This is a genomic window from Lentilactobacillus curieae (assembly GCF_000785105.2).
Classification (GTDB): Bacteria; Bacillota; Bacilli; order Lactobacillales; family Lactobacillaceae; genus Lentilactobacillus; species Lentilactobacillus curieae.
This window is the reverse complement of the sequence record NZ_CP018906.1, coordinates 498,885-522,775: the sequence shown is the minus strand read 5'-3', so window position 1 is coordinate 522,775 and position 23,891 is coordinate 498,885. Positions and strand designations below refer to the sequence as shown.

At 40.3% G+C, this 23,891-nt stretch carries 23 protein-coding genes; 15 read left to right on the top strand and 8 right to left on the bottom strand.

The window, feature by feature from the left end:
* The first annotated feature begins 132 nt into the window (after window positions 1–132).
* The 6 genes from PL11_RS02655 to PL11_RS02630 all read left to right on the top strand — a co-directional run bounded on the left by PL11_RS02655 (window position 133) and on the right by PL11_RS02630 (window position 5,760).
* On the top strand, window positions 133–630 hold the full coding sequence (locus PL11_RS02655; protein WP_035166171.1) for a hypothetical protein: 498 nt from the start codon (window positions 133–135) through the stop codon (window positions 628–630).
* 123 nt (window positions 631–753) lie between these two features.
* The gene (locus PL11_RS02650) at window positions 754–1,407 is read left to right on the top strand and encodes a YoaK family protein (RefSeq protein ID WP_035166169.1); all 654 of its coding nucleotides are present in this window, start codon (window positions 754–756) and stop codon (window positions 1,405–1,407) included.
* A gap of 205 nt (window positions 1,408–1,612) precedes the next feature.
* On the top strand, window positions 1,613–2,641 hold the full coding sequence (gene argC, locus PL11_RS02645; RefSeq protein ID WP_035166167.1) for an N-acetyl-gamma-glutamyl-phosphate reductase: 1,029 nt from the start codon (window positions 1,613–1,615) through the stop codon (window positions 2,639–2,641).
* A gap of 13 nt (window positions 2,642–2,654) precedes the next feature.
* On the top strand, window positions 2,655–3,857 hold the full coding sequence (argJ, locus tag PL11_RS02640) for a bifunctional glutamate N-acetyltransferase/amino-acid acetyltransferase ArgJ (RefSeq protein ID WP_035166165.1): 1,203 nt from the start codon (window positions 2,655–2,657) through the stop codon (window positions 3,855–3,857).
* A gap of 8 nt (window positions 3,858–3,865) precedes the next feature.
* Window positions 3,866–4,609: an acetylglutamate kinase gene (gene argB, locus PL11_RS02635; protein ID WP_035166163.1), complete on the top strand. Its 744-nt coding sequence runs from the start codon at window positions 3,866–3,868 to the stop codon at window positions 4,607–4,609.
* A complete protein-coding gene (locus PL11_RS02630; RefSeq protein WP_035166160.1) occupies window positions 4,609–5,760 on the top strand; it encodes an acetylornithine transaminase in 1,152 nt (383 codons plus the stop codon). Before argB ends, PL11_RS02630 begins: the two co-directional genes overlap by 1 nt.
* 37 nt (window positions 5,761–5,797) lie before the next feature.
* On the opposite strand, the gene PL11_RS02625 is transcribed toward PL11_RS02630, so the two are convergent.
* Window positions 5,798–6,331, bottom strand: a complete 534-nt coding sequence (locus tag PL11_RS02625) for a GNAT family N-acetyltransferase (RefSeq protein WP_035166158.1) — start codon at window positions 6,329–6,331, stop codon at window positions 5,798–5,800.
* A 271-nt stretch (window positions 6,332–6,602) separates the two neighbouring features.
* Window positions 6,603–6,785 carry a hypothetical protein gene (locus tag PL11_RS02620; RefSeq protein ID WP_035166157.1) on the bottom strand — a complete coding sequence of 61 codons (183 nt, stop codon included), beginning with the start codon at window positions 6,783–6,785 and terminating at the stop codon, window positions 6,603–6,605.
* 486 nt (window positions 6,786–7,271) lie between these two features.
* Between PL11_RS02620 and PL11_RS02615 the strand changes: the two genes are divergently transcribed.
* Complete coding sequence (locus PL11_RS02615) at window positions 7,272–7,694, top strand: OsmC family protein (protein WP_035166156.1); 423 nt, start codon at window positions 7,272–7,274, stop codon at window positions 7,692–7,694.
* Window positions 7,695–7,761: 67 nt separating this feature from the next.
* On the opposite strand, the gene tenA is transcribed toward PL11_RS02615, so the two are convergent.
* Complete coding sequence (gene tenA / locus PL11_RS02610; RefSeq protein ID WP_035166154.1) at window positions 7,762–8,427, bottom strand: thiaminase II; 666 nt, start codon at window positions 8,425–8,427, stop codon at window positions 7,762–7,764.
* A 169-nt stretch (window positions 8,428–8,596) separates the two neighbouring features.
* On the opposite strand from tenA, the gene PL11_RS02605 reads away from it, so the two are divergent.
* Window positions 8,597–9,343, top strand: a complete 747-nt coding sequence (locus tag PL11_RS02605; protein WP_035166153.1) for a glucose 1-dehydrogenase — start codon at window positions 8,597–8,599, stop codon at window positions 9,341–9,343.
* Window positions 9,344–9,459: 116 nt separating this feature from the next.
* On the opposite strand, the gene PL11_RS02600 is transcribed toward PL11_RS02605, so the two are convergent.
* A complete protein-coding gene (locus PL11_RS02600; RefSeq protein ID WP_035166152.1) occupies window positions 9,460–10,254 on the bottom strand; it encodes a hypothetical protein in 795 nt (264 codons plus the stop codon).
* Between the two features lie 118 nt (window positions 10,255–10,372).
* Between PL11_RS02600 and PL11_RS02595 the strand changes: the two genes are divergently transcribed.
* A complete protein-coding gene (locus PL11_RS02595; RefSeq protein ID WP_035166150.1) occupies window positions 10,373–10,912 on the top strand; it encodes a TetR/AcrR family transcriptional regulator in 540 nt (179 codons plus the stop codon).
* A gap of 79 nt (window positions 10,913–10,991) precedes the next feature.
* On the opposite strand, the gene PL11_RS02590 is transcribed toward PL11_RS02595, so the two are convergent.
* The gene (locus PL11_RS02590; RefSeq protein WP_035166148.1) at window positions 10,992–11,792 is read right to left on the bottom strand and encodes a DNA/RNA non-specific endonuclease; all 801 of its coding nucleotides are present in this window, start codon (window positions 11,790–11,792) and stop codon (window positions 10,992–10,994) included.
* A 183-nt stretch (window positions 11,793–11,975) separates the two neighbouring features.
* Here PL11_RS02590 and PL11_RS02585 point away from each other — a divergent pair, with 183 nt between their 5' ends.
* Together PL11_RS02585 and PL11_RS02580 are read left to right on the top strand one after the other, a co-directional pair.
* Complete coding sequence (locus PL11_RS02585; protein WP_052127715.1) at window positions 11,976–13,583, top strand: hypothetical protein; 1,608 nt, start codon at window positions 11,976–11,978, stop codon at window positions 13,581–13,583.
* Window positions 13,576–14,916 (top strand): hypothetical protein, encoded by a 1,341-nt coding sequence (locus tag PL11_RS02580; RefSeq protein ID WP_035166146.1) that lies wholly within the window; start codon window positions 13,576–13,578, stop codon window positions 14,914–14,916. The genes PL11_RS02585 and PL11_RS02580 overlap by 8 nt, the downstream gene beginning before the upstream one ends.
* A 270-nt stretch (window positions 14,917–15,186) precedes the next feature.
* On the opposite strand, the gene PL11_RS02575 is transcribed toward PL11_RS02580, so the two are convergent.
* Window positions 15,187–16,140, bottom strand: a complete 954-nt coding sequence (locus PL11_RS02575) for an aldo/keto reductase (RefSeq protein ID WP_035166144.1) — start codon at window positions 16,138–16,140, stop codon at window positions 15,187–15,189.
* Between the two features lie 117 nt (window positions 16,141–16,257).
* On the opposite strand from PL11_RS02575, the gene PL11_RS02570 reads away from it, so the two are divergent.
* Both PL11_RS02570 and PL11_RS02565 read left to right on the top strand, forming a co-directional pair.
* Window positions 16,258–16,878 carry a DedA family protein gene (locus tag PL11_RS02570; RefSeq protein WP_035166143.1) on the top strand — a complete coding sequence of 207 codons (621 nt, stop codon included), beginning with the start codon at window positions 16,258–16,260 and terminating at the stop codon, window positions 16,876–16,878.
* Window positions 16,879–17,014: 136 nt separating this feature from the next.
* Entirely contained in the window at window positions 17,015–19,792 is a 2,778-nt protein-coding gene (locus tag PL11_RS02565) for a cation-translocating P-type ATPase (RefSeq protein WP_035166141.1), read from the top strand.
* Window positions 19,793–19,846: 54 nt separating this feature from the next.
* Here the strand turns inward: PL11_RS02565 and PL11_RS02560 are convergent, their stop codons facing one another.
* Window positions 19,847–20,950, bottom strand: coding sequence for a VanZ family protein (locus PL11_RS02560; RefSeq protein WP_035166139.1), 1,104 nt, complete (start codon window positions 20,948–20,950; stop codon window positions 19,847–19,849).
* Window positions 20,951–20,961: 11 nt separating this feature from the next.
* The gene (gene greA / locus PL11_RS02555; RefSeq protein WP_035166137.1) at window positions 20,962–21,429 is read right to left on the bottom strand and encodes a transcription elongation factor GreA; all 468 of its coding nucleotides are present in this window, start codon (window positions 21,427–21,429) and stop codon (window positions 20,962–20,964) included.
* Window positions 21,430–21,654: 225 nt separating this feature from the next.
* Here greA and PL11_RS02550 point away from each other — a divergent pair, with 225 nt between their 5' ends.
* Both PL11_RS02550 and PL11_RS02545 read left to right on the top strand, forming a co-directional pair.
* Window positions 21,655–22,005 (top strand): aggregation-promoting factor C-terminal-like domain-containing protein, encoded by a 351-nt coding sequence (locus tag PL11_RS02550; RefSeq protein ID WP_035166136.1) that lies wholly within the window; start codon window positions 21,655–21,657, stop codon window positions 22,003–22,005.
* Window positions 22,006–22,576: 571 nt separating this feature from the next.
* The gene (locus tag PL11_RS02545; RefSeq protein ID WP_035166132.1) at window positions 22,577–23,884 is read left to right on the top strand and encodes a nucleobase:cation symporter-2 family protein; all 1,308 of its coding nucleotides are present in this window, start codon (window positions 22,577–22,579) and stop codon (window positions 23,882–23,884) included.
* Window positions 23,885–23,891: the final 7 nt, after the last annotated feature.

Sequence of the window (23,891 nt, the reverse complement as noted above, 5' to 3'; positions counted from 1 at the left end):
AAACATTTGAATTTAAGCCCCGTTTAAGGTCAGGTTAAGTCACCATTAAGTTGGCTTTTATATACTATCTTCAACAGTTAAGCAAGGCGCCTTCAACTGTGGAATATGTGAATATAAAAGAGGTATTTGAATATGAAAAATGTAAAGAACAATTTAGTAAAGGCAGCGGTTGCTGTCTCAATGATTTCACCCGTAGCGTTAACATCAGTCGCTGCAAGTGCGAACGTTGCCCCTGGTAACAATCAAGTTCGTCAAGAGCGGGTAACTGATCAAAATAAGCAACAACGATCAAACGTTGATAAAACCAAATCAGCAAATAGTGCTAAAGTTCAAGCTCCTCGCCTAACGGGCTCAGAATTCAAGAGTGAGAATCGTGGTCAGACCACAAGTGTCTCAGCCCCATACTTACTAAATGTGTTGAAGTATAATGTCAAAACATACACAGATGGAGGTGCTGACAGTGGCAATCCATTCTCAATCCGAATTTACAAGAACGGTAACCTTTATAAAACAATCAGTTCGGACAACGGAACCTTAACTGGTTCACTATTGGTCGGGAAGGGTAACTATACTATCAAAGTTTACACAACAAACAATGCCAACCACTTTACAGGTGGATTGTCACTATAAACCACAAAAAGCAGGCCTGTGAGCCTGCTTTTTTGCTGTCATGTTTCTGGGTGAGTTAGTTGCTTATTTTTTAAAAGTGTAGTTATATATACACCAGAATAACGGGATTTTGGGGTGAGAGACATGATGGAAAAAGATGAAGAATTTTACCAAAAGCTATCCACGGGAATGATGTTGGCAACTGCAGCAGGTTCCCTTGATGCATACTCATATTTACATGACGGCGGAGTATTTGCAGGTTTGCAAACTGGTAACTTGATCCTAATGGGGATGCACATCGGTAGTCGTGACTTTAGCCAGGCTGGCCTTGAATTGTTCTCAATATTTATGTTCATGATTGGGGTATTTATTATCCGAGTCATCCAGCAACATTATCCAAGTGAGGTAGCATTAAAGCGACAATCTCTGACGCTAATTTATGAAATAGCAATTTTTGTTTTGGTGGCATTCTTAGCACCGCTTATGCCTAGAATGCTAACTGCAGGATTCTTGTCAATTGCGGCAGCCGGGCAGCTTCAGGAGTTCCGACTTATGAAGGGCAAGCCTTTCACTTCATTAATGATGACGGGACACTTGAGAACCTTCTCTGAATCAATTTTTGACTTTCTAACAACTGGTGACAAGGACGCCGGAAATCGTGCAGGTAGAATTATTTTAGTGATTACGGCGTTTGCATTTGGTGCCTTTTTAAGCGGATTGTTATTACCAATTTTAGGTGCTAAGACGATTTTAATTTCTGCTGTGGCTTTGTTGTTGACGTTAGTCTTTGGACGCTAATTAAATAATTTTAGATTATAGGCTGGGTAAAGTTTGAATTATTAAACTGCTCAGCCTACTTTTATACCTTTACATTGCATAAATATTTATAATAATAAAAATAAAAGAATATTTTTCTAAAACTCCTTGATTTTATAAAACCAGTAGTGTAATATACAAAACAATTTATAAAATAATCATCAAATGAATAAAAAGGGGTGTGCATATGAAAGTCGCGTTAATTGGATTGAGTGGGTACGCAGGTAAAGTATTATATCAATTGTTGGGTGGCCATTCCCGAGTAAATCAAGTAAATATCTACGATCACAACGTTGATGAGGTTACCACTGTTGCGGATACATATAAGGGAATGATTGGTAACCGAGACCGAGTTTATCCATATGACTATTCAGAAATTATGAATAAAAATGACGCAGCTTTCTTTGCCACCCCAGCCGGGGTCACCTCAAAACTGGCCCAACCGTTTATTCACGAAGGTTTTCCAGTCATTGATTTGTCAGGAGATTATCGGTTAACTGATCCCCAAACTTATGAAGACTGGTATCACAAGCCGGCAGCAGTTAGCGGATTGGACGAAGCAGAATATGGAATTGCTGACTTCAATCATTTAGCTTCAACTACTAACTACGTTGCCAATCCTGGGTGCTACGCTACGGCCACGCTAACAGGATTAAAACCTGTATTTAATTCTGACATGTTTTCCTTAGACAGTGTGATTGTGGATGCTAAATCTGGAACCTCAGGAGCTTGTAAAAGGTTAACTGAGAGTAGTCATTTTACTAACGTTAATGAAAATCTCTCAGTATATAAACCTAATCAACATCAGCACATTCCAGAAATTATGCAGCAACTCGTCGAGTGGAATCATGAGGCAAAGCCAATTCAGTTCACTACCTCGTTGTTACCGATTTCTCGAGGAATTATGGCAACTATGTATGTTAAGGTTAAACCTGATGTTGGAATTTCAGAGATTGATGAATTGTTTGAAGCAGAATTAGCGGATGCTCCATTTACTAGATTTACAGGGACTGAACTCCCGGATATCAAGGAAGTGGTTGGAACTAACTTCTGTGATGTTGGAATTGCCTATAACGAAACTAATCAGACGTTGATGATTGTCAGTGTAATTGACAATTTGATAAAGGGTGCAAGTGGCCAAGCAGTCCAGAATTTTAACCAGATGTTTGGCTTTGCTGAAGACGAGGGGCTAAAGTTGGCCCAAGTGACAGTGTAAGGGAGACAGGAATATGCAAGAGATAGAACAACAAGCAACTGAAATTGATTTTAAATGGCCCCTTGGATATAGTGCTGGTGCAACCAAGTCAGGGATTAAACAGAATAAGTTAGATTTAGGCTGGTTAGTTTCTGAAGTTCCAGCATCAGCGGCAGGAGTATACACAACAAACCAGTTCCAAGCAGCACCCACTAAACTAACTAAGGCAACGATTAGTGCGGATCAGCAGCTTCAAGCGGTTATTTTGAACAGTGGTAATGCAAATTCGTGTACGGGTAAGTTAGGCAAGCAGAATGCGTTGAAAGAACAGAATATGATTGCCGATAAGTTAAACATAGCTCCTGATTTAGTTGGGGTCGCTTCCACAGGCATTATTGGCAAACAACTTCCGATGGCAAAAATTGAACAGGGGATTGATGCTTTGCAATTGTCAGATTCAATTGCGGTCACGGAAGCAGTGTTAACGACTGACACTCATCCCAAAACCATTGCGGTGCAATTAGATCTTTCTGGCAAGCAGGTTACGATTTCCGGATTTTGTAAGGGCTCAGGGATGATTCATCCTAATATGGCAACGATGCTTGGCTTTGTGACAACTGATGCAAGCGTAGATGGAGATTATTTACAGCAACTTTTAATTGATGAAACCAATAATACATTTAACCAAATTACGGTTGATGGAGATACCTCTACGAACGACATGGTTGTATTGATGGCTAATGGAATGGCAGGCAATGTGGAAATTGATGATTCATCTAGCGAAAAAGAAAAATTCGCTTTGGCAATCCACCAGGTGCTGGCTTACCTAGCAAAACAAATTGCTGAAGATGGTGAAGGTGCATCTAAGTTAGTAGAGGTTAATGTTAAGTCGGCTGCCACAGAATTAGAAGCCAAACAGGTTGCTAAAGAAATTGTTGGTTCTAGTTTGGTAAAAGCCATGCTCTTTGGTGAAGATGCAAATTGGGGCAGAATTATGGACGCTATCGGGAAGACAGATGCTTCGCTCGATGTTGATCACGTTAATGTGTGGTTGAATGGTATTCAACTCGTGAAGAATAGCGAACCAGCAACATTTGATTTACAACCAGCCCGCGATTCATTGAGCGAGCATGAAGTTGTGATTGACGTTGATTTACATGCCGGTAATAGTGTGGGAACAGCTTGGGGATGCGATTTGACGTACAAATACGTACAGATCAATGCAGCATATGAATAGGTGATTATATGAAAACTTATGTAGTGAAGATTGGCGGACAGGCAGTAGAGGATTTGAACGATAGCTTTTTCAGCCAGTTAAGATTATGGCAGACCGCTGGAATTAAGGTGATTATCGTCCATGGTGGGGGTCCACAGATTGGGAAGATTAGTCAGAAACTAGGAGTTTTGGCTCCTAAAATTGACGGAATCAGGGTGACTAGTGAACAAGAAATTGCTGTTGTCCAAGCAGTATTGTTGGGAGTAGTTCAGCCCCAACTGATTGATAAGCTTAAGCAGCACCAAATATTTGCCAATTCGCTTAACTTAAATAGCAATGTTGATTTGAACGGAACAGAGATTGACACCAGTCAATACGGTCTGGTTGGTAAGTTGGTTAGTTGTGATCTAGATCCAGTGCATTCTGAGTTGGGTATCGGCGTTCTCGCCCCATTGGTTAAAAATCAGTTTGGACAGTTACTTAATGTTAATGCGGATAGTTTTGCTGCAGGACTGGCAAAACAAATTCAGGCGGATAAATTATTATTTTTAACTGACGTTCCTGGGGTTTTGCACGAGCATCAGTTGATTGAAAAACTATCAGAGTTGAAAGCTAAAGAACTGTTTCAAGATGGTGAGATCACTTCAGGAATGATTCCGAAAATCAATGCTGCTGTAACCGCATTAAAATCCGGGGTTAATTCGGTGGCAATCACTGGAAGTTTGACCGCTCCAGGTACGGAAATTAGTTTAGCTAATGAGGAGGTAATTTAATGACACATTTATTTAATACATACGCCCAGTTCCCAATGGAAATTGTGGACGGCCATGATTATCATTTGGTTGATAGTATCGGCACTGAGTATTTGGATTTTACCAGTGGAATTGGGGTCTGCAGTTTTGGGTATAGTAATGAGCTAATCACAAAATCGGTTACTGAACAGATTGGGAAGGTATGGCATACTTCAAATCTGTATCCCAGTCAGATCCAAGAAGATGTTGCTAGCTTGTTATGCCCTGTGGGAATGGTGGCATTCTTCTGTAATTCTGGGACCGAAGCAAATGAGGCGGCTTTTAAACTTGCCCGAAAAGCCACTGGCAAAACCAAAGTATTGGCATTTAAGAATGGGTTTCACGGTCGTTCATATGGTTCAATGTCTTTGACGGGAAATCCCCACATTTCAGAAGGATTTGCGCCTTTAGTTCCTGGGGTTAGTTTTGCGACTTATAACGATCCAGAAAGTGTCGAAGCCGTCACTAATGATTTAGCAGCCGTCATCTTAGAAGTTGTCCAAGGTGAAGGTGGAGTTGTTCCCGCCAATGCTGACTGGATTAAGGCGGTTGAATTAGCTTGTCACCAACACGGCGTTTTGTTGATTGTGGATGAAGTTCAGACGGGAATTGGCCGAACAGGTACAAAATTTGCATATGAACAATATGGGCTCGATCCCGATATCATTACTAGTGCAAAAGCATTGGGAAATGGGCTTCCCGTTGGAGCAATGATTGGCAAAGAGAAATTAGTTGGGGCGTTTGGACCTGGAACGCATGGAACTACGTTTGGTGGTAACAAGGTGGCTATGGCGTCTGCTAAGGCAGTGTTGACTCAACTAACACCAGAGTTTTTAAAGGTGGTTCAAGAAAAAGCAGAAACTTTGTGGACCAAGTTAAAAAATGAAGTTTGCTCACTACCTGCAGTTATAGAAGTTACTGGCCAGGGGTTGATGATTGGTATTCATCTAAGTGATGAGGTACCAGTTATTGATGTGATTAAAGAGCTGCACAAGGTAGGAATGTTAACGTTGAGCGCAGAGCATAACACTCTGAGACTACTACCACCATTGATTATGCCGGAAGCAAAGTTACTGGCAGGGGTGGATATCATAAAACAGGTGATTGAGAAAACAAGTGTTGGAACAATGTAAAACAAGGCCCAGATTTCTTTGAAATCTAGGCCTTGTTTTAATTATCAGCGATTTTAGAATATAGTACTGCGTCCTCATATTTACCATTATTCATCAGATAATCCTTTAAAACAGCATCCTGATGGAAAAATCGACGTTCGGCAACCGCCCGACTTTTGGTGTTAGTGGTAACTGCAAACAGCTCTAGACGATGGATTGCTAGCTCATTGAAGGCAATGTCTTCAACGGCTTCAAGGGATGCAGTGACTGCTCCCTGTCCTTGGTAACGCTCGCTGAGCCAGTAACCAATTTCGCCGCGGTGGTGTTCTTGGTCAATTGCATGAATATCGATCATTCCAGCAACTTCGTTATCTACAAGAATAATGGCAAACCAGAAGTTACCTTCGGCCATCTTTTTAATCCCGTAATCGAGAAATGAGGCTTCATCTTGAACAGACATCATTTGTTCGGCCCATGGTAGCCATTGGCTAAAATCTCGGCGGTCTTCGTCAACAAGCTCATAGAGAGCGGCAGCGTCAGAAACCGCTGGTAGTTTAAGTGAGATGGATTGGTTAACTTGATGTGTGAACAAGAAAAGACCCCCTAATGAATGTTAGTAATAGTATATACTTTTTTTTATAAGAGTGCTGAGCCTCACGGGAATTCCCGAGGATTAGCCAGCCAAGGATTGCGAGCAAACGGAGTGCACGGACAGAATTTTGAAATTGGAAGAGGAGATTGTGGAGGGAAGCCGTTCTAAGAAAAGAGTGCTGAGCTCCACGGTAATCTCCACACATAAAAAACGGTCAGAATCTAATAAATTCTGACCGTTGGCTACTTGATCCAAAATTAACTGAAATCAATTAGTGCTTATATCTCAAATGTGATGCCTTAGCAATTCCGACCGCAATTAAAGCAGCGACCCCAAACGATGCCAGTTCTGGTAACATTTCTCCGATTCCCCAATTAGCAACAATTCCTGCTAAAATCGTACCAAAAATCAGTGTGAATAAACCAATTAATGAAATTACCATATTTCTGTCCATAATTATGCTCCCTCTCATAAAATATTGGCAGAACCACGCAGCCAGTGAAAGTGCCAAAAGTAGATATATCAATAAATGGTTGCGCTTTCATCATCCATATCCATTATAACTAACTAGCTAATTATTACCACCCCTTACCAGTTAAAATTTGAAGAAAGTTTGCATTTATTCAGAATTGTGAGGTCTCACTTTGTAAATTGAAGGATACAAGTATTAAGTCCTATTTGTGTGCCATTAGATAGCACCTTGTTCGTTAACCTGGGTTAAGGTGGTCAAATGTGAACGATAAATATCAGCAACCTATACTTTAGATACGATAAAAAGATTAATCTAATTTTTGATTACTTTAATTTAAACATTGATGGTAACAGGTGGTTAGGATTAATTGGTCGCAACACTCGTAGAAAAATAGTGCGCCCTGAAAATGATTGATTTAATTTGGTAGCGGCATATAATTGAATCAACGAAAATGATGGAGGCGCTAACATGAAGGATGAACGCTGGAACAACGCACTTTACAAGACGGAAGCAAGAAATGATACGGGGCTTGAAGGATATGCTTATGTACCGGATGGCATTGTGGTTAAGACCAGTAGTCCGCTTAACCAGCACCCAGGATCGAATCCAGAACAGTTGCTGGGGATGTCGTTAGCAACATGTTTGAAGTCGACACTTGAAGCGATTGAAAAGGAGCGGGGAATTGAGCATTCTGCGCAAGTCCATGTCCAAATTGCCTTCATTGGTGAACGAGCAAAGTACCAGTTTTTAGTTAATGCTCGAATTAGGGTTCCTAAGGTTGATTTAGCAACAGCTGAAGACATGGTGAAGGAAGCAGAAGGTCGATGTCCTGTGTCTCAATTGCTGTCGGGTAGTGCAAATTATACTGTGGAAACGGTGGAAGAGTTTTAGTTAAACAAAAAACGAGTCTTGATGCTTAAAAACATCAAGACTCGTTTTTGATTTTTAATTCAACTAACTATGCTCTCCAACTTTCATTTGAGTATGCCATCTCCCAAAAGTTAAGCTCGTAATAACTACTCCTGACAAATGCAGTAATCATTTCTTGTTGTTCATTAACATCGGCATTAGCGCCAAAATTATCAACGATCTCAATCATCTTATTAGTTGAGTCTGTAAATTCGGGACTGTCGTAGGTTTCTATAAACTGTTGGTATAAATCTACTGGTGAGCCATTAGCGATTAGTTGTTTTCCAATTTCGTTGTACAGCCAATAGCAAGGGAGTAGTGCGGTGCAAGCTCTCGCAGCCGTCCCTTCGTTAAGCTCGTGATACATATGGGATACGTAGCTGTAAGCATTAGGTGCAATTGGTGTATCCTTCATTTCATTTGCGGTGATCTCAAGTTTACTAAAAAATTCTCGGCGAATTTCATTTTCACCTTCATTTAGCCCCTGAGCACCATCAATTAGGAACCGCTTAGTTTGTTCATCATCAACTTGATTGGCAATTTTATAATGGAGTTCTCCAAAGTTTTTTAAATAATAATTATCCTGTTTCAAATAGTAACGGAAGGTGTCCATTGGCAGACTACCGTCAGCCAACTTCTTAATGAAGGGGTGATTAAAACTTTTAGTCCAAAGATTATCCGCAACTTTGCGCATTTCGGTTGTAATTCCTGGCATGTCAGTTAGCTCCTTGTGAAGAATTTTTGTGATTTAATTTTATCATCAAAATGGTCAATGCGATTAACAAATTTTGGTTGTGAAATTAATAGTAATTAATTGCTATTTGGAAACCTGCTAGATAAAATTATCATGAAAGCGTTTCAAAAAGTGAAAGGGGAAATCAGACATGGATAGATTAAAGGATAAGGTAGCAATTATCACAGGTGGTGTTGCCGGAATCGGGCTGGGGATTGCAGAATGTTTTGTTCGTGAAGGTGCTAAGGTTGTTATTACCGCAAACCATAACGTTGACGGTGGAAAGAAAGCCGTTGAAAAATTTGGTGATGACAAAGCACTGTTTGTGCAACAGGATGTTGCCGATGAAGATTCATGGAAGAACACGATTGATCAAACTATCAAGAAGTTTGGTAAATTAGATATCTTGGTCAACAATGCCGGAATTGGTGGCAAGAACATTCCAATCGAAACTGCTACTTTGGAAGATTGGAACCAAATTGTTGGGATTAACTTAACGGGGAACTTCTTAGGTGAGAAGTTCGGAATCTTAGCCATGAAGGAACATAATGGTGGTAAGGGTTCAATCATCAATGTTTCATCAGTAGCTGGTTTGGTTGGATTACCACTCAACCCCGCTTACTCCGCAACAAAGGGAGGAACAAGAATGTTGACCCACGCAACTGCACTTCAACTCGCACAACAAAAGGTTGATATTCGGGTCAACTCAGTTCATCCAGGTTGGATTGATACTAATATTGTGCCAGATGCATACAAGGATGCGATTGTTGCCGGAATTCCAGTTGGTCACATGGGTGAGCCAAAGGATATTGGTGAAATTTGCGTGTACTTGGGCAGTGATGAATCCAAGTTTGCAAATGGTGCAGAATTTACAGTTGATGGTGGCCAAAGAGCTTAAAAGCTTGGAACAATAGTTATCAAACAGAAAAGCGCAATGATGATTTAATCATCATTGCGCTTTATTGATTTAAACATAGCAGGCTCTGGAAAAAAAGTTAGTTGCATGTCTTTTAATTACCAGACTGAATGCTTACCATTTGCCAAAACTTTTGGCTTGGCTGGTAATTTTTTATATACGAATAAAGTTCGGATAGAAAAGCAAATTGCTACGATTCCAGTCACATAGAACCATGGATTGTTTGAAAATGAGAAGTATGAACTAGTTAATGACCACATGTTATTTGGCAAGAACGAGTTGACTGTCCCAATTAGGATTACGATTGCTAAGCCAAAAGAAGCACCTTCGCGGGTTCCCCGTTTTTCCCAGTACAGACCAGGCATGATTCCCATTAAAACGTTAGTGAAAATGTACCATTTTAACATTGCGGGATCATTCATGAATACCCTGAATAAGTTAACTGTTGGAACCATTACTAATACCCATCCACAGACTCTCATCCAGGCGTCAGCAACTGAAATATTACCCCAAATATCTTCACGCTCTAGGTAAACACATTTAACTAGGTTATAAACCTCAAATAAGGTCCACACAACTTCTGCAATGGAAGCGGCATTAAATACCCAAAACCCACCAACTGCGTGTGATGCGGTGGCAAATACGAAAATCCCCATAGAATCAATAGCAAAATAATAAGAGTGCATCAAAATATTGTATGGTGATTTAGCTTCACGATTTACTAATAAAAAGCTGTAAATGTATTCAATAAATCCAATTGCAAAAGTTAAACCAGCAATTCCTAAAGTTAACGCAAAATGAGGATTACTGGGACTGAACGAATGAACAAATTCGTTTAAGGAATATGACGTCCCATGATATGTTGCAAAAATACTGTTTAAAAAGTTCCACATAATTATTCTTCTCTTCCAAAAGATATTGTGCCTTTACTTGTTATTTATTTTATTGCTTTGTAGAATAGCTTTAGCGCCAAAATACAGTAAAGTGTGCAATATCTTTAGGGGAATTATTATGGACAAGCGAATTGAAAAAACTAGGCAAGCTTTAACCAGTGCATTGTTCGGTTTGTTAGAAGATGAGCCGATTGAAGAAATCACGATTACAAAACTATGCGCTAAGGCACATGTGAGTCGCCGGACATTTTATATGCACTATTCCAATATTTTTGAAATTTTTGAGGACTTCCGAGATGAGATGGCACTAAAGGTATATCGAGCTCTCAATAATGAAGCATCTGTGTCGAGCGATATCATTACGATTTTTGACAAAATCCTGATGTCAAATTACCAAGGGTTCAGGCAGTTATGCTTGAATAATCGTCATCATGCCTTGATTGATGATTTGCATAAGATGCTTTTTAGTACATTTCAAGAAGTCCTGGAAATCAGTGATGATGATAGTCCAAAGAAATTGGCGTTAGAATATATTTCGTTTGGCATTATCAATTCATATGTATATTGGTTTAAGCACCCAAATTTTATGAGTTATGAAGAACTAAATGAAACCAACAGAAAGATTATTGACACTAATTTAAGGTTGGTTAAAAAGTAAACCAGTGGGTAAGTTATAAAAACAGCTGCGATAATTAATCGCAGCTGCTTTTTGTTTTTTAATGGATTAAATGAAATTGTTAGGGCTCCTTAACGTCAAAGTTTCGATCAATTGTTGATCGGCCATTTTGATAATCAAACTTAACCCCCGGTTGCACGTTAAACAGATAAACATTAAAGTTTAAACTTTTATCAGTGCTGATTGCTTGCAGGTGAATTCCGCGGGCCATCAATTCCGAACCTTTGAAAATTGGCTTAGCATAAAAAATCACCTTTTTGTAGTCATAAAGAGCTTGGCGAACTTTTTGCTCATAAATTGTTTGAACTTTTTGATTTGAGAATGATGTTTGGGTAAACAAGTTCTTAGGGTTATTTTGGTCACCCACGTCAGACCCCACGTATCGACCATCAGAATTAATTCCACCCGAAAGTGAGTAGGCAATCAGATGGCCACGGTTGATGATTGGTTCTCCATCGACAAATTTCTGATGCCACGCAGTTGGACGGACGTATTGACGCTCACGACTATTATCGGAAGCTAAGTTGTGGTTTTCTAAGTAGGCAACATTAGCTCCGCTTGTGCGGTTGTACTGGTCGAGGTTTTGGTACTCGACGTGGTTACTTTTCCAATCTGCCGGGTTTAGTGTCGCCTTGTTATTATTTATGTAAACTACGCTGGATTCGCCAGACTTAAAATCAAGATTTGATAGCTCATCCGATTTAGCAACAGTGCGTGAATTGGTGATATTATTTTGAGAATTGTTTTCAAATAAATTTCCCTTAGAAATTCCGTTGACTACCCAAATAACAAGAAGCAATGCGAGGGCAGCAATTGTGCTTTGGGTTGTGCGCTTGTGGTAGTATCTTCGTCTTTTTGGCATGGTCATTCCCCTTTAATAACTTACCTAATAACGATAACAGCAAACGTTTGTGCGGGCAAGTAAAGCCGTACCTTTGTAAAAGTATGTAAAGGGTGTGTAAACCTTTGGTAAATCAACATTTTCAGCTGCTAATCGAGGTTACAATCAGTTTGTAAACAATTATGTGAAACGGAGATGAGCTGATTGAAATTACATCACACAACTGGTTTAGGAATAATTGCGGTGTTCACAGGCATTGCACTGGGGTGTTTACCCGGATCGACGACAGCTACTGCCAGCCATAATCCTCAAAGTGTAAAGGTAAGTTCATTAACTGGAAATTCTAGGCCTAACGTTACGTTTACTGGGAAGTTTGCTCTTTATCGAGATCCCCAAACAAGTGGTTCTAGGCAGATAATCTTGACCAAATCCCAATTGAAAAGATTGGCAAAAAGTACCAATTCAAAGGATAACTTTGTTGCTCTAAAAGTTGCTAAAGAAGCAAATGGGAAAAGATTCTACTGGGTACGGTCCTTCGATAATCGATATCAGGGTTGGATTTATGGAGGCAAGCAACCTAAAAGATTGAGCGGTGGAGTTAAGCAATTTATCACTTTTAAGGAAAGCTCAGTTCCAGAGAGTTTGATCACCAAAACGTTTAAGTTGGCAACCTTTGGACTGGTAAATGATGGCAAAAATTCTACATATATACAACCAATGAATACGGTTTTGGGTGCTGGTAGAACAGTGAACTCATTAATTTCGTATCAAGACTCAACATTTAGAATTGATAAAATCGGGGAACGAACCCGTGAAGGAGATACTTGGGTGCACGTTAAGAATACTGATGCAAAAGACACAAGGGCTAACGGTTGGATTGAACTGAAAGGACTTGTTGAAGCGGAGCCCAAGGTTAGTGATGACACTGTTAGAATTGATATTTTAAACAGTGCTGGTCATCTGATTAAGTATTTCGACTACCAGAAGCCTGGGGCTCAGAGCGGCCAAACTTTGGGAATCAGTTATCTAAATGATGGAACGCCCGTCTGGCTTTTGAAGGCTACGGATCAAAAGAAAATTCAGGACGCAGTCAGGGCATCATTATCTGGCACAGGCTACACTTTGGATGCGATTACTTCAAGTAAGGGTGGCTTTTTGGCTCAGGCAACCTTTGGTGGTAAGGCTGCATTAACTGCCTTGCCAACGATTAAGATTGGTGATGATGCAATTAGAATCAACGTTATGGATCCAAATGATTCTGTGATTGGGTACGTTGATTTTGCAAGAAAGGAAGCACAAAGGGGAACGAAGGTTGGCAGTTTAGGTGCAGATGAAAGAAAACAGATTCAATCGCAATTAGACGATAAGTTTAAAGCGTCAACGTACCAGATTAAGTTAACTGATAGTCAGTACCAGCAGATTGCTAATGGTAATTTTGGTGGCCAGGTGTATGTCTCAGCCAGCTCTAAAACTAACAAGATTGCGGATAACGCTGTGCGAATTAACCTTGTAAGTGGTGATAACAAAAATGTAGTCCGGAGCTTTGATTATGTAAATACAGATTCCGATAATCCCGCTAAAAAGGGAAGTACCTTGGGAGCAATCAATAACGGTAAGCTGCAATTGCTACCCGCAGATCGGTTAGCCATTATTCACCAAGCAATTGCAATTCTGGATGGCACTGGGTACCAAATTGGTAACGGAGAGCAAATTTCTGATGCCGACGCTGATAGGTTAGCAAGTGCTAAGTTTGGTGATTCGATAAACGTTCCAGTTCAATTACAGACCAGTCGAGGTGACATAAATGACTAAATTAAAGACAACTTTATTGATGCTGGCAACATTTGTTGCAGTTGGTGGGGCAGTGGAAGTTGCCCAAGCTGATGTTTTAGACGTTCCTAGTAGTAGTACCAAAAACATTCCAGTGGTGAATGCAGGCAATGTCCTGAAGGACTACACAAAGAATAGTTTGAATGCGGTTGATAACCTTACTGCAAAGGGCAATATGGATCGGAAATATATTGAAAAAGAGTTGGATTTCAATGAAGCAGCCCCGATAAATAATTATCAAACAACCGCTGACAGCACCAGTAGCAATTCCTTTAAAACAGATTTATATTTACCAGATGGATTCAACGTTACCAGCTATCAGCATGGAAACTTTCAAAACGTAACGATGGATGATTCAGGGAATATCTATTTTGCAGAGTCAAACGGAAGTGAAACAAATTTAGGGGTAATTATTAAATACCAACTTTCTAAACTAAAAAAGCTGGGAACTGAGTCAGACCCGATGATTTTATGGCGGGCATTTAATTACTACAATCCATACACGAAAGACGGCATTGCTCATAATCAGCAGTATTCAGATGTGGCAGATAGAATCAAGACGGATAAGCAAGAAATAAGGATAACTAAGGGGAAGCTAGTACAGAAAAGCAGTTCTAAATTGAAATTACGACTTAAAAACCAGAATGATAATTTGAAAAAATTCCAAGATAAAAATCACGCTTTACTGGAGTACGCAAAGGTTGCTAGTGCTGCGCAATTGAGCCCACAAATTGATATCGGTCATGGCGAAACGCTTGCGTTTAATCCGCAAAATCGGCATCTATATATTGTTCAGGATAATACGCTGACTGATTTGGCAACGAGGGACCAAAATAATGAAGTTGTTGAAATGGATGCACAGTCTTTAAACCCAATTAGACAGTACAATTTTCAGATGCATAATGGGACTGATGGAAATCTGCAGTTACACACTTTGACGTTTGATAAAGCGGGGAATGCTTACTGGGGTAGAAAAATTGGAATGGGTTATATGTTTTTCTATGGCCGGTTAGATAAAAATAACATCCAATTTCAAGCGGCTCCATCATACATGAAAAATCGGGGTGGCTCGCCCAATCAGGGTATAAGTTATAACCCTGCAAACGACCGAATTTACTACGTCACTGATGATATTTTGACTTCAATTCCGGCTCAGCAGGTTCGAGATGGTAGTTTTAAGCCATCAGATATTCACTACACAGCGTTAACATCTAGGCGTGAGTGTGAGAGCTTAGCATTTGATCAGGAAGGTCATGGATATTTACTAATGTTGTGGCCGGCGGAAATTGTGAGGTCGCAAAAGCCGTTGAATTAATGGGGATGACTGTTCATTAAGATTTTTACGTCATTTAAAATAAAATAACGCCCACCAGACTGATGTTCAATCTGATGGGCGTTGTTTACTAAATTCAAAATATTAAGAAAATGATCGATGAATACCGTTTAGTTCAGCACTCTAGTAGAACGGCTTCACCCAGCAGTTCACTCTCCTAAGCACAAATTTTTGTCCGCGCACTTCGTTTGCTCGCCCAAAAATTTGCGCCTTAGTGCTCGTAAACTCCCGCTGGGTTCAGCACTCTGTTTTCTATGGCAAATCATTTCCTGCCGCAAAGTACAAGTCATACCACTCCTGCTTTGTCAGCTCAACATCCGCACCCTTAGCACTATCCTTGATGTGCTCTGGATTCATCGTTCCCAAAAGAACCTGAACGTGTGCTGGGTGACGCATAATCCATGCCGTTGCAATGGCGTTCTTTGATACCCCGTACTTATCAGCAAGTTCTTGCAACTTGGCGTTTAGTTCAGGGTACTTAGGATCATTAATGTACATTCCTGCAAATAATCCATAGTTGAAAGGTGACCATGCTTGAATCGTCATGTGCTTTCTTCTCGAGTATTCCAGAATTCCACCATCATGATCAATACTTCCGTTATCGATCATGTTAGTGTGCATTCCGCGAGTAACCATTCCAGAATGAACTACGTTAAATTGAAGTTGGTTGATAATCAATCGTTGGTTAACCCATGATTGAACCATTTCAACTTGTTCAGGGTTGAAGTTTGAAACCCCAAAGTGGCGGACTTTACCTTGACGTTGTAAAGTATCAAAGGCGTCAGCTACTTCATCCTCTTCCATCAGTGGATCTGGTCGGTGAAGTAGGAATGAGTCCAGATAATCAAGGCCCATTCGTTCCAAGATCCCATCAACTGATTCAATTAGATGTTCCTTCGAAAAGTCGTAACGAGCACCGAATACCAAGCCGTCATGACTACGTTTAGGGTCGAGAACAATTCCACCCTTTGATTGAATAAAAAGCTTGTCACGGCTAACGTTAGCTTGCTTTAGTGCCTCTTTAAACTTAGTTTCTGATTGACCTTCGCCGTAAATATCGGCTGAGTCAATGTAATTGATACCTGAATCTACGGCAGCATTGATGGCATCAGCAGCCTTACCAGTTTCCATACCGGCCATCCGCATAATGCCTAATGCGACTTGGGATGCTTCAAAATTTGTGTTTCCAAGTTTAATCGTTTTCAAGTGTATCAGTCCTTTCTGAATTCCATTATAACGCTTTCAGTTAAACCTTAGTTTAAGAAATTGCTGAGGGGATTATGCTATAATTTTTTTAACAAATCAAGAGAGGGAGACTATTTCGTGAGCCAAACTCAAATTATCGAATTAGTAAATCAGTATGGCTATCTAGGAATTGCCTTCCTGATTGCCATTGAAAATATCTTTCCACCAATCCCGTCCGAATTAGTTTTAGTGTTTGCTGGCTACTTAACGATTTCCAGTGATATCAACATTATTGGTGCAATTATTGCTGCAACAGTCGGGGCGTATCTTGGTGCATTAGTCTTGTTTGGGGTCGGAAAACTCCTAAGTGTGCATCAACTGGAAAAAGTTCTGTCCGGAAGAATCGGCCGAGTGCTTAGGTTAAAAGGCAGTGATGTCGTCAAGGCAGGAAACTTTTTCTCTGAATACGGGGGTAAAGCAATCTTCTTTGGCCGTTGTGTGCCGGTAGTGAGGAGCTTAATTTCGATTCCAGCGGGCATGGTGAATTATCCGTTTGCAAAATTTAGCTTATTTACAATTCTCGGAACCTTAATTTGGAATACAATTTTGATTATTGTTGGTCATTATGCTGGCCATGCATGGCAACACATTCTTGGAATTGTCGATGAATGGTTGGTTGTGATTTTAGTAATTGCAGTCGTGGCAGTTGCTGCATTTCTTTATTATCGATACTCAAAAACTAAAGCGAAGATTAAATAAAAAGTGGGTACCTAAGGCATGATAAATGCCTTAGATACCCATTTTTTTGTTGGCACCCAGTAGTTAATTAGTGAATCGTTCCGTTATTTTTGTTATACTTTTAATAACAAAATAATTATCGAATGGAGTGAGCACCATGTCATGGTATTCAAATGATGCAAACTCAGTAATTTCAAAGCTCAACACCGATCGAGCGTCGGGGCTAAGCAATGCTGAGGCAAGTAAGCGAATTGATTCTTACGGTCCCAACGAAATCACCCAGAAAAAGAGTAAGCCAGCTTGGCTCATGTTTCTGGAAAGCTTTAAAGAACCACTGATTGTTATCTTGTTAGTAGCAATCACGATTGCAATTCTAAGCTCAATCTATGAGTTTAATTCAGGTAATTCTGAACATGGAGTGGCCTCACTATATGAAGCGGCCGCAATTTTTATCATCGTTTTAATCAACGGGGGTCTAACCTTCCACCAGACTAGGAGTGCGCAAAAATCTCTGGATGCACTGCGTGATATGCGCCAACCGCATTTAAATGTGCTTAGAGATGGAACGTGGACATCGGTTGCAGCTGACGAGCTAGTTCCTGGAGACATAGTTAGTGTTAAGTCAGGTGACTTTATTGAAGGCGATATGCGTTTCTTTAAGACGTCGGAATTACAGGTTGACGAGTCCCAATTAACCGGTGAATCCGATGCGATTACCAAAACTACAGATAGTTTGCCAGAAGATACTGATTTAGCGGACAGAACTAACATGGGATTTTCAGGATCGATGGTAGTAAACGGAAATGGTATCGGGGTAATCGTTGCAACCGGGATGGATACGGAACTTGGTAAGATTGCTGACTTAATGGATGACGAAGACACCCAAAAGACGCCAATTGAAAAGTCGGTGGCTGATTTAAGTAAAAAGTTAATGTTGATTGCTGGTGGAGTAATTGTCTTTACCGTTGGATTTGAATTAACTAAGCAATTTATGAACGTTGGCACAATCACGGTATCAGACATTGCTGGAATCTCTTCAACGGCAATCGCAATCGCCGTGGCGTCAATTCCAGATGCGATGCCTGTGGTACTTTCAATCGTGTTGACGATTGGCGCCAAGTTGCTCGCTAAATCTAAAGGCCTGATCAAATCATTAAGCAGTGTGGAAACCCTTGGGGCAACAACATACATTGCTTCTGATAAAACTGGAACTTTAACTAAGAATGAGATGACGGTAACCAGATTTTATTCAAATCGCAAGAAATTCAACGTGGAAGGAAATGGCTACACTCCGTTTGGTGATATTCTTGATGATAAATGCGAGGTCGCTGATGAAAAGGACTATCGCCGTTTCTTTGAAATTGCTGCCTTGAATAATGAAGCGGAAGTTAAGCCGGACGAGAACCAGAATTGGCGGCCGTTTGGTAACCCTACTGATGTTTCTTTGGTTGTCATGGCCAAAAAAGCTGGGATTACCAGAGATCATCTGTTAGAGAAGGAAGAAAATCGGGATATTGATGTGCTTAGGGTGATTCCGTTTGATAGTACTAGAAAAATGATGACGGTGGTTATCAAAGAAGATGATCAATACTACAGTTTAACTAAAGGCGCACCTGATGTGGTAGCTGTGAGGACAACTGGTGCGTTGGTCAACGGAGAACAGGTTAGCTATTCACAAATCGCTGATGAAGTTGACCAAACGATTCTGGAGTTCGCTAATGATGCATTGAGAACTATCGCTATTACCCACAGAAAAGTTACTGAAGAGCAAGCTTATCACGGTACGGCTGAGGAGCTAGAGCAGGATTTATGCTTCTTAGGAATTGCTGGAATCATTGATCCCCCACGTGAAGAGGTTAAGGATGCCATCAGTAAACTGACTGGGGCTTCTGTTAACGTGGTAATGATCACCGGAGACCACGCTGCAACGGCAAAAGCGATTGCTAAGCGACTAGGAATTATTAAGAGTGACAGTGCTGAAGCAATTGTGGGTAGCCAAATCGAAGAGATGACTGATGATCAGTTGAGCGAAAAAGTTTTGGATACAAGAGTTTACGCTCGGGTTTCACCTGAGCATAAGCAAAGAATTGTGAAGCAGCTTCAGCGTCACCGCCAAGTTGTGGGGATGACTGGAGATGGAATTAATGATGCTCCGGCACTAAAAGCCGCAAACATCGGAATTGCTATGGGAATCAATGGAACTGAGGTTACGAAAGATGCCGCAGATTTAATCTTATTGGATGACAAATTCACGACGATTGAGGCTTCCGTAGAATCTGGGCGGACAATCTTTGGTAACATCCTGAATTTTATGCGCCATGAGTTGACTACGAATGTGGCCGAAGTTCTATCACTGTTACTAGGGGTGGTGTTAATCAACACTACTATCGGTGAAGTTACTGCAGTTACCCCAACCTTGACTGCCTTGATGGTGTTGTGGGTCAACATGGTTAGTGACTCAATGCCTTCATTCGCATTGGGCTATGATGAAGCAGAAGCTAACATGATGAAAGAAGCTCCTCGTGATACCAGCCAGTCAATCTTAGCAAATGGGATGCTAGGACGAGTGCTACTAAGGGGATCTGTCATGGGTGGCCTAGTATTCTTAGGCTTCATCTGGGCTGCAAGTAGTGGCTATTCTGTGGCAGAGTCACAGACTGTTGCCTTTCTTGTGTTGGTATTTGGTCAGCTATGGCACGTGTACGATGCCAGAAGCGCCCATACACTGTTTGACAGGAATCCGTTCTCTAATTCACGGTTGACCCTAGCAGTTGGGTTCGCTGCAACCTCATCTGTGTTGGTGACCTTGTTACCATTCTTCAACGAAGTGATGGGAACAGCGCCACTATCAATGCCTCTGTATGCTGGAATCATTATCATTTCAGCGGTTCCTACGTTTGTACTGTCAGGAATCAAGAAGGCGTTGGGAAAATAAATGTATGACATATACAAAAACCAGCCATGATTTTATAATCAAGGCTGGTTTTTTCTATCTATACGTATTTTTGGTATCTGTTTTGCTTAGATGTTCAAAGTACAAGCGATGCTTCTTTGAGAATGATTCCAGCAAAAAGTCAGCCAGAATTAGTACGATAAACACGGTAATGATAATAATGGAGATGTGAACAATCCCTAAATAGCTACGAGAAATTGTTCCAGTCAACTCTAACATTTTGAGCCATACCAGTACTAAACCGCCAGATAGTCCGTATGCAAATATGTTTCTAATAATAACTTGCCACCAAAGTGGTTTCTGGTTGTACTGATCCGTCACTTTAATTCGGACCATTCGCATCCCAAGCGATTTGCCCCAGATAATCTGCGGGATAACCACCAATATGATTAGAGAAAGCGCGAAACCAAAGTCACGAATAACAGGCACGAAGTTAAAGATAATTGATAGTGCAAACACGACAATCATGTCGAAAATAAAGGCGACTGCCCGACGAAATACAGAAACGTTTTCGGTTAACGAACTTGCCCGTTTCATTACGTTTTCTCGAGTAGGTAGCCAGCGGAGAAGTGGACCCGCAAGCAAGAACCCAATTACACCACCCAAAGTGTTGAGCATCAGGTCATCAATATCAAAGAGCCTATAAGGGCGGGGGTAAATACCGTATAGCCCACTTAGTTGGGTGATTTCAAAGAATAATGAAAGTAGGAATGAAATTAAAATAGTTTGTTTTATATTTCGCTTGAAGTAGTAGCGAAGGTAAAGCCCAAACGGAACTGTCAGAACCATGTTGAAGACTGGTTGGATGACGGTGGGGGCTTTTAATGCAGCTACCCAAGTTCCTGGGTGTAGTGGCGAAAATGGATTGTATTTAATAAATTCAAGAATAAATGTAAATGGCTTTAAATTATATTTTGGTGTCGTTAAATGTTCCACATAACTAAGTGGTGGTAATGGCAGAATAATTAAGAAATACGCACATAATAAGTAGAACACAAAGGTATAAAGCATGAAGATGTTCCATTTGGGGATGGAACCGTACTTGTGATAATTGATTAATAAAATTGGAAACGTGATTAAAATTGCAATGAATGGAAATGCAACTGCAGCCGTCATTACAACATGAATATATTGCGACATCAGTTTCTCCTTTACCGGGTTATTTTAATGATTTTTACTTTGAAACTATTATTTGGAGCGGAAACAGTAATCGTGTCCCCAGTTTTGTGATTCATAAGTGCTGCTCCAATTGGTGAGGCAATTGATATCTTTCCATGATCAATATCAACCTCTGGAGTACCGACAACTTCATAGGTGTCAGTGTCGTTATCGTCAAGATATTGGAACGTAACGGTTTTGCCGATCTCAACAATATCGTTATCGCTTGGCTCGTAGACTCTAGCGTATTGGAGCTGTTTTGTAAGAAACCGAAGTCTGCTTTCAAGGTGCCGTAAATCACGCTTAGCAGCACTATATTCAGCATTCTCAGAAAGGTCTCCAAGTGCTCTAGCAGCTGCTAAGATTTTAATTTTTTCTGGTCTTGACGCTTTTAAATCTTCAATTTCTTGCTCTAACTTTTCGTATCCCGCTTTAGTAACGTCATTAAACTCGTCGTCCATCCGCAATCCCCCCTGGATAGTATATGTACTTGCCTTATTATAGGAAAAGACCGGAATAAATGCGAATGAAAATCCATAGAATATAAAATTTATCGACCAATGTGACACAAATGTTACGATTTTCATAAGATGATTAATAAATATGTAACTTGACAGATATCCCCCTGTAATTCCGATGCTGTATATTATCCATCGTTGAATAAATTAAGGGGAGAAATAATCTTTATGAATTTCAAGAAATTAGTTGTAGTTTTAATGAGTGCTTTAACATTGTTTGGCACATTCGAAAGCGTTGTAACCCCAGATGTTGCAAGCGCTAAGACTAGCAAAGTTTACAAATCAAATTTATCAAAGGCTAATCAAAAGGCCAAGGCTTGGATCGCATACCGTGAATCAAGAGGATCATACAAGGTAAGAAATGGCCAATACATTGGTCGTTACCAACTGTCAGCTGCATATCTTCATGGTGATTGGTCAAAGACCAACCAAGAAAAGACTGCTGATCGTTATGTGAAGAACCGTTATGGTAGCTGGGTGAATGCTAAGCGCCACTGGTTGTCACATGGGTGGTATTAAGAAAATAGAGTGCGAACTCAATCGGGTAATCCCGAGGATTAATGAAATAACGAGCATTACGACGATTTGTCGTGATGCTCGTTATTTTTTTAAACGTAGGGATTAGATTGAGTGAGCACGTTTGGGAGTTGCTGAGAGATACACAGTAACCTGAAAGGTTGAACACGTTTTGGCTATGGTGCCAGAACTGCGACGAGTTGTCGTGATGCTCGTTATTTTTTTAAACTTAGGGATTAGATTGAGTGAGCACGTTTGGGAGTTGCTAAGAGGTACACAGTAACCTGAAAGGTTGAGCACGTTTAGTCTATATTGCCAAAGTTGCGACGAGTTGTCGTGATGCTCGTTATTTTTTTAAACGTAGGGATTAGATTGAGTGAGCACGTTTGGAAATACATTAAAACGACTTAAAATCCGAATTTTACCCATACCAACCACCTAAATCCGAACATTAGTCCGTAAAATACAAACAAACGATTTCTGAAAACGGTTAATATTCGGATTTTCGTTGCCATTTCCCGAACAAAATGTTAACATTAACCTATTCTAAACGATTAGGAAAAGGTGGAAGTTAATGGATAATGCATCAGCGCCAAAAAAGCAGTCACAAGTTAGAAATGCGATTCTTGGTTTTCAACATTTGCTTGCGATGTACTCAGGCGACATTTTAGTTCCGTTATTAATCGGAACTGCCTTGAGATTTAATGCTGTTCAGATGACGTACTTAGTTTCAATGGATATCTTTATGTGTGGGGTTGCAACGCTATTGCAAATCAAGCGAACTCCAATTACAGGGATTGGGTTGCCAGTTGTTTTGGGTTGTGCGGTCGAATATGTTGCCCCACTACAATCAATTGGTAAGAACTTTGGTTTAGGTTACATGTACGGTGGAATTATGGTTGCCGGACTGTTTATTCTTTTAATTGCAAAACCATTTGCAAAACTGCGTAAGTTCTTCCCTCCAGTTGTTACTGGTTCATTAATTACATTAATTGGTTTTACCCTGATGCCAGTGGCGTTCCAAAACCTTGGTGGTGGCGATACTACTGCTAAATCGTTTGGTGATCCAACCCATTTGATTATTGGTTCATTTACAGCTTTAGTTATTATTGTGCTCAACATTTGGGCTCGTGGATTCATCAAACAAATTGCCATTTTAATTGGGATTGTAATGGGAACATTACTAGCAGTTGCGATGGGAACTGTAGACTTTGCTTCAGTTGGCCAAGCTCACTGGGTTCAATTACCACAATTATTCTATTTCTCAGCACCGAAGTTTGAATGGTCATCAATTGCTACATTAATTTTAGCCGCATTGACCTGTATGATTGAATCAACGGGGGTATATTTTGCTCTTGCTGATATTACCAAACGTGATCTATCAGACGATGACTTGGCTAGAGGATACCGTTCAGAAGGGCTTGCCGCCATCCTGGGTGGATTATTTAATACCTTCCCATATTCAACATTCTCACAAAATGTGGGAATCGTGCAATTATCAGGAATTAAGAAGTTAGCACCAATTTACTATTCAGCATTTATGTTGATGATTTTGGGATTAATTCCCAAGTTTGGGGCGGTTGCTACTCTAATTCCAAGCTCAGTTCTTGGTGGTGCAATGTTGATCATGTTTGGGATGGTTGGTGCTCAAGGTATCAAGATGCTCTCAGACGTTGATTTAAACATCAGAAACCTATTAATTATTGCGATTTCAGTTGGTATGGGAATTGGGGTTACTACTCAGCCTGCTTTATTCCAATACTTACCATCATCAGTTCAAGTTATTATGAGTAACGGAATGGTTATTGGCTGTTTTACAGCCGTAATTTTAAACATTCTGTTGAATCACACTGGTCTAAAAGATGTTGTTACAGAAGACTAAACGGATA

Excerpts from the sequence above, each read along its gene's own strand:
- PL11_RS02615 (WP_035166156.1), top strand. The coding sequence starts at position 7,272 with ATGAAGGATGAACGCTGGAACAACGCACTTTACAAGACGGAAGCAAGA.
- PL11_RS02580 (WP_035166146.1), top strand. The coding sequence starts at position 13,576 with ATGACTAAATTAAAGACAACTTTATTGATGCTGGCAACATTTGTTGCA.
- PL11_RS02605 (WP_035166153.1), top strand. The coding sequence starts at position 8,597 with ATGGATAGATTAAAGGATAAGGTAGCAATTATCACAGGTGGTGTTGCC.
- PL11_RS02545 (WP_035166132.1), top strand. The coding sequence starts at position 22,577 with ATGGATAATGCATCAGCGCCAAAAAAGCAGTCACAAGTTAGAAATGCG.
- PL11_RS02655 (WP_035166171.1), top strand. The coding sequence starts at position 133 with ATGAAAAATGTAAAGAACAATTTAGTAAAGGCAGCGGTTGCTGTCTCA.
- PL11_RS02590 (WP_035166148.1), bottom strand. The coding sequence starts at position 11,792 with ATGCCAAAAAGACGAAGATACTACCACAAGCGCACAACCCAAAGCACA.
- PL11_RS02560 (WP_035166139.1), bottom strand. The coding sequence starts at position 20,950 with ATGTCGCAATATATTCATGTTGTAATGACGGCTGCAGTTGCATTTCCA.
- greA (WP_035166137.1), bottom strand. The coding sequence starts at position 21,429 with ATGGACGACGAGTTTAATGACGTTACTAAAGCGGGATACGAAAAGTTA.
- PL11_RS02630 (WP_035166160.1), top strand. The coding sequence starts at position 4,609 with ATGACACATTTATTTAATACATACGCCCAGTTCCCAATGGAAATTGTG.
- argJ (WP_035166165.1), top strand. The coding sequence starts at position 2,655 with ATGCAAGAGATAGAACAACAAGCAACTGAAATTGATTTTAAATGGCCC.
- PL11_RS02595 (WP_035166150.1), top strand. The coding sequence starts at position 10,373 with ATGGACAAGCGAATTGAAAAAACTAGGCAAGCTTTAACCAGTGCATTG.
- PL11_RS02650 (WP_035166169.1), top strand. The coding sequence starts at position 754 with ATGATGGAAAAAGATGAAGAATTTTACCAAAAGCTATCCACGGGAATG.
- PL11_RS02550 (WP_035166136.1), top strand. The coding sequence starts at position 21,655 with ATGAATTTCAAGAAATTAGTTGTAGTTTTAATGAGTGCTTTAACATTG.
- argB (WP_035166163.1), top strand. The coding sequence starts at position 3,866 with ATGAAAACTTATGTAGTGAAGATTGGCGGACAGGCAGTAGAGGATTTG.
- PL11_RS02600 (WP_035166152.1), bottom strand. The coding sequence starts at position 10,254 with ATGTGGAACTTTTTAAACAGTATTTTTGCAACATATCATGGGACGTCA.
- tenA (WP_035166154.1), bottom strand. The coding sequence starts at position 8,427 with ATGCCAGGAATTACAACCGAAATGCGCAAAGTTGCGGATAATCTTTGG.
- PL11_RS02620 (WP_035166157.1), bottom strand. The coding sequence starts at position 6,785 with ATGGACAGAAATATGGTAATTTCATTAATTGGTTTATTCACACTGATT.
- PL11_RS02565 (WP_035166141.1), top strand. The coding sequence starts at position 17,015 with ATGTCATGGTATTCAAATGATGCAAACTCAGTAATTTCAAAGCTCAAC.
- argC (WP_035166167.1), top strand. The coding sequence starts at position 1,613 with ATGAAAGTCGCGTTAATTGGATTGAGTGGGTACGCAGGTAAAGTATTA.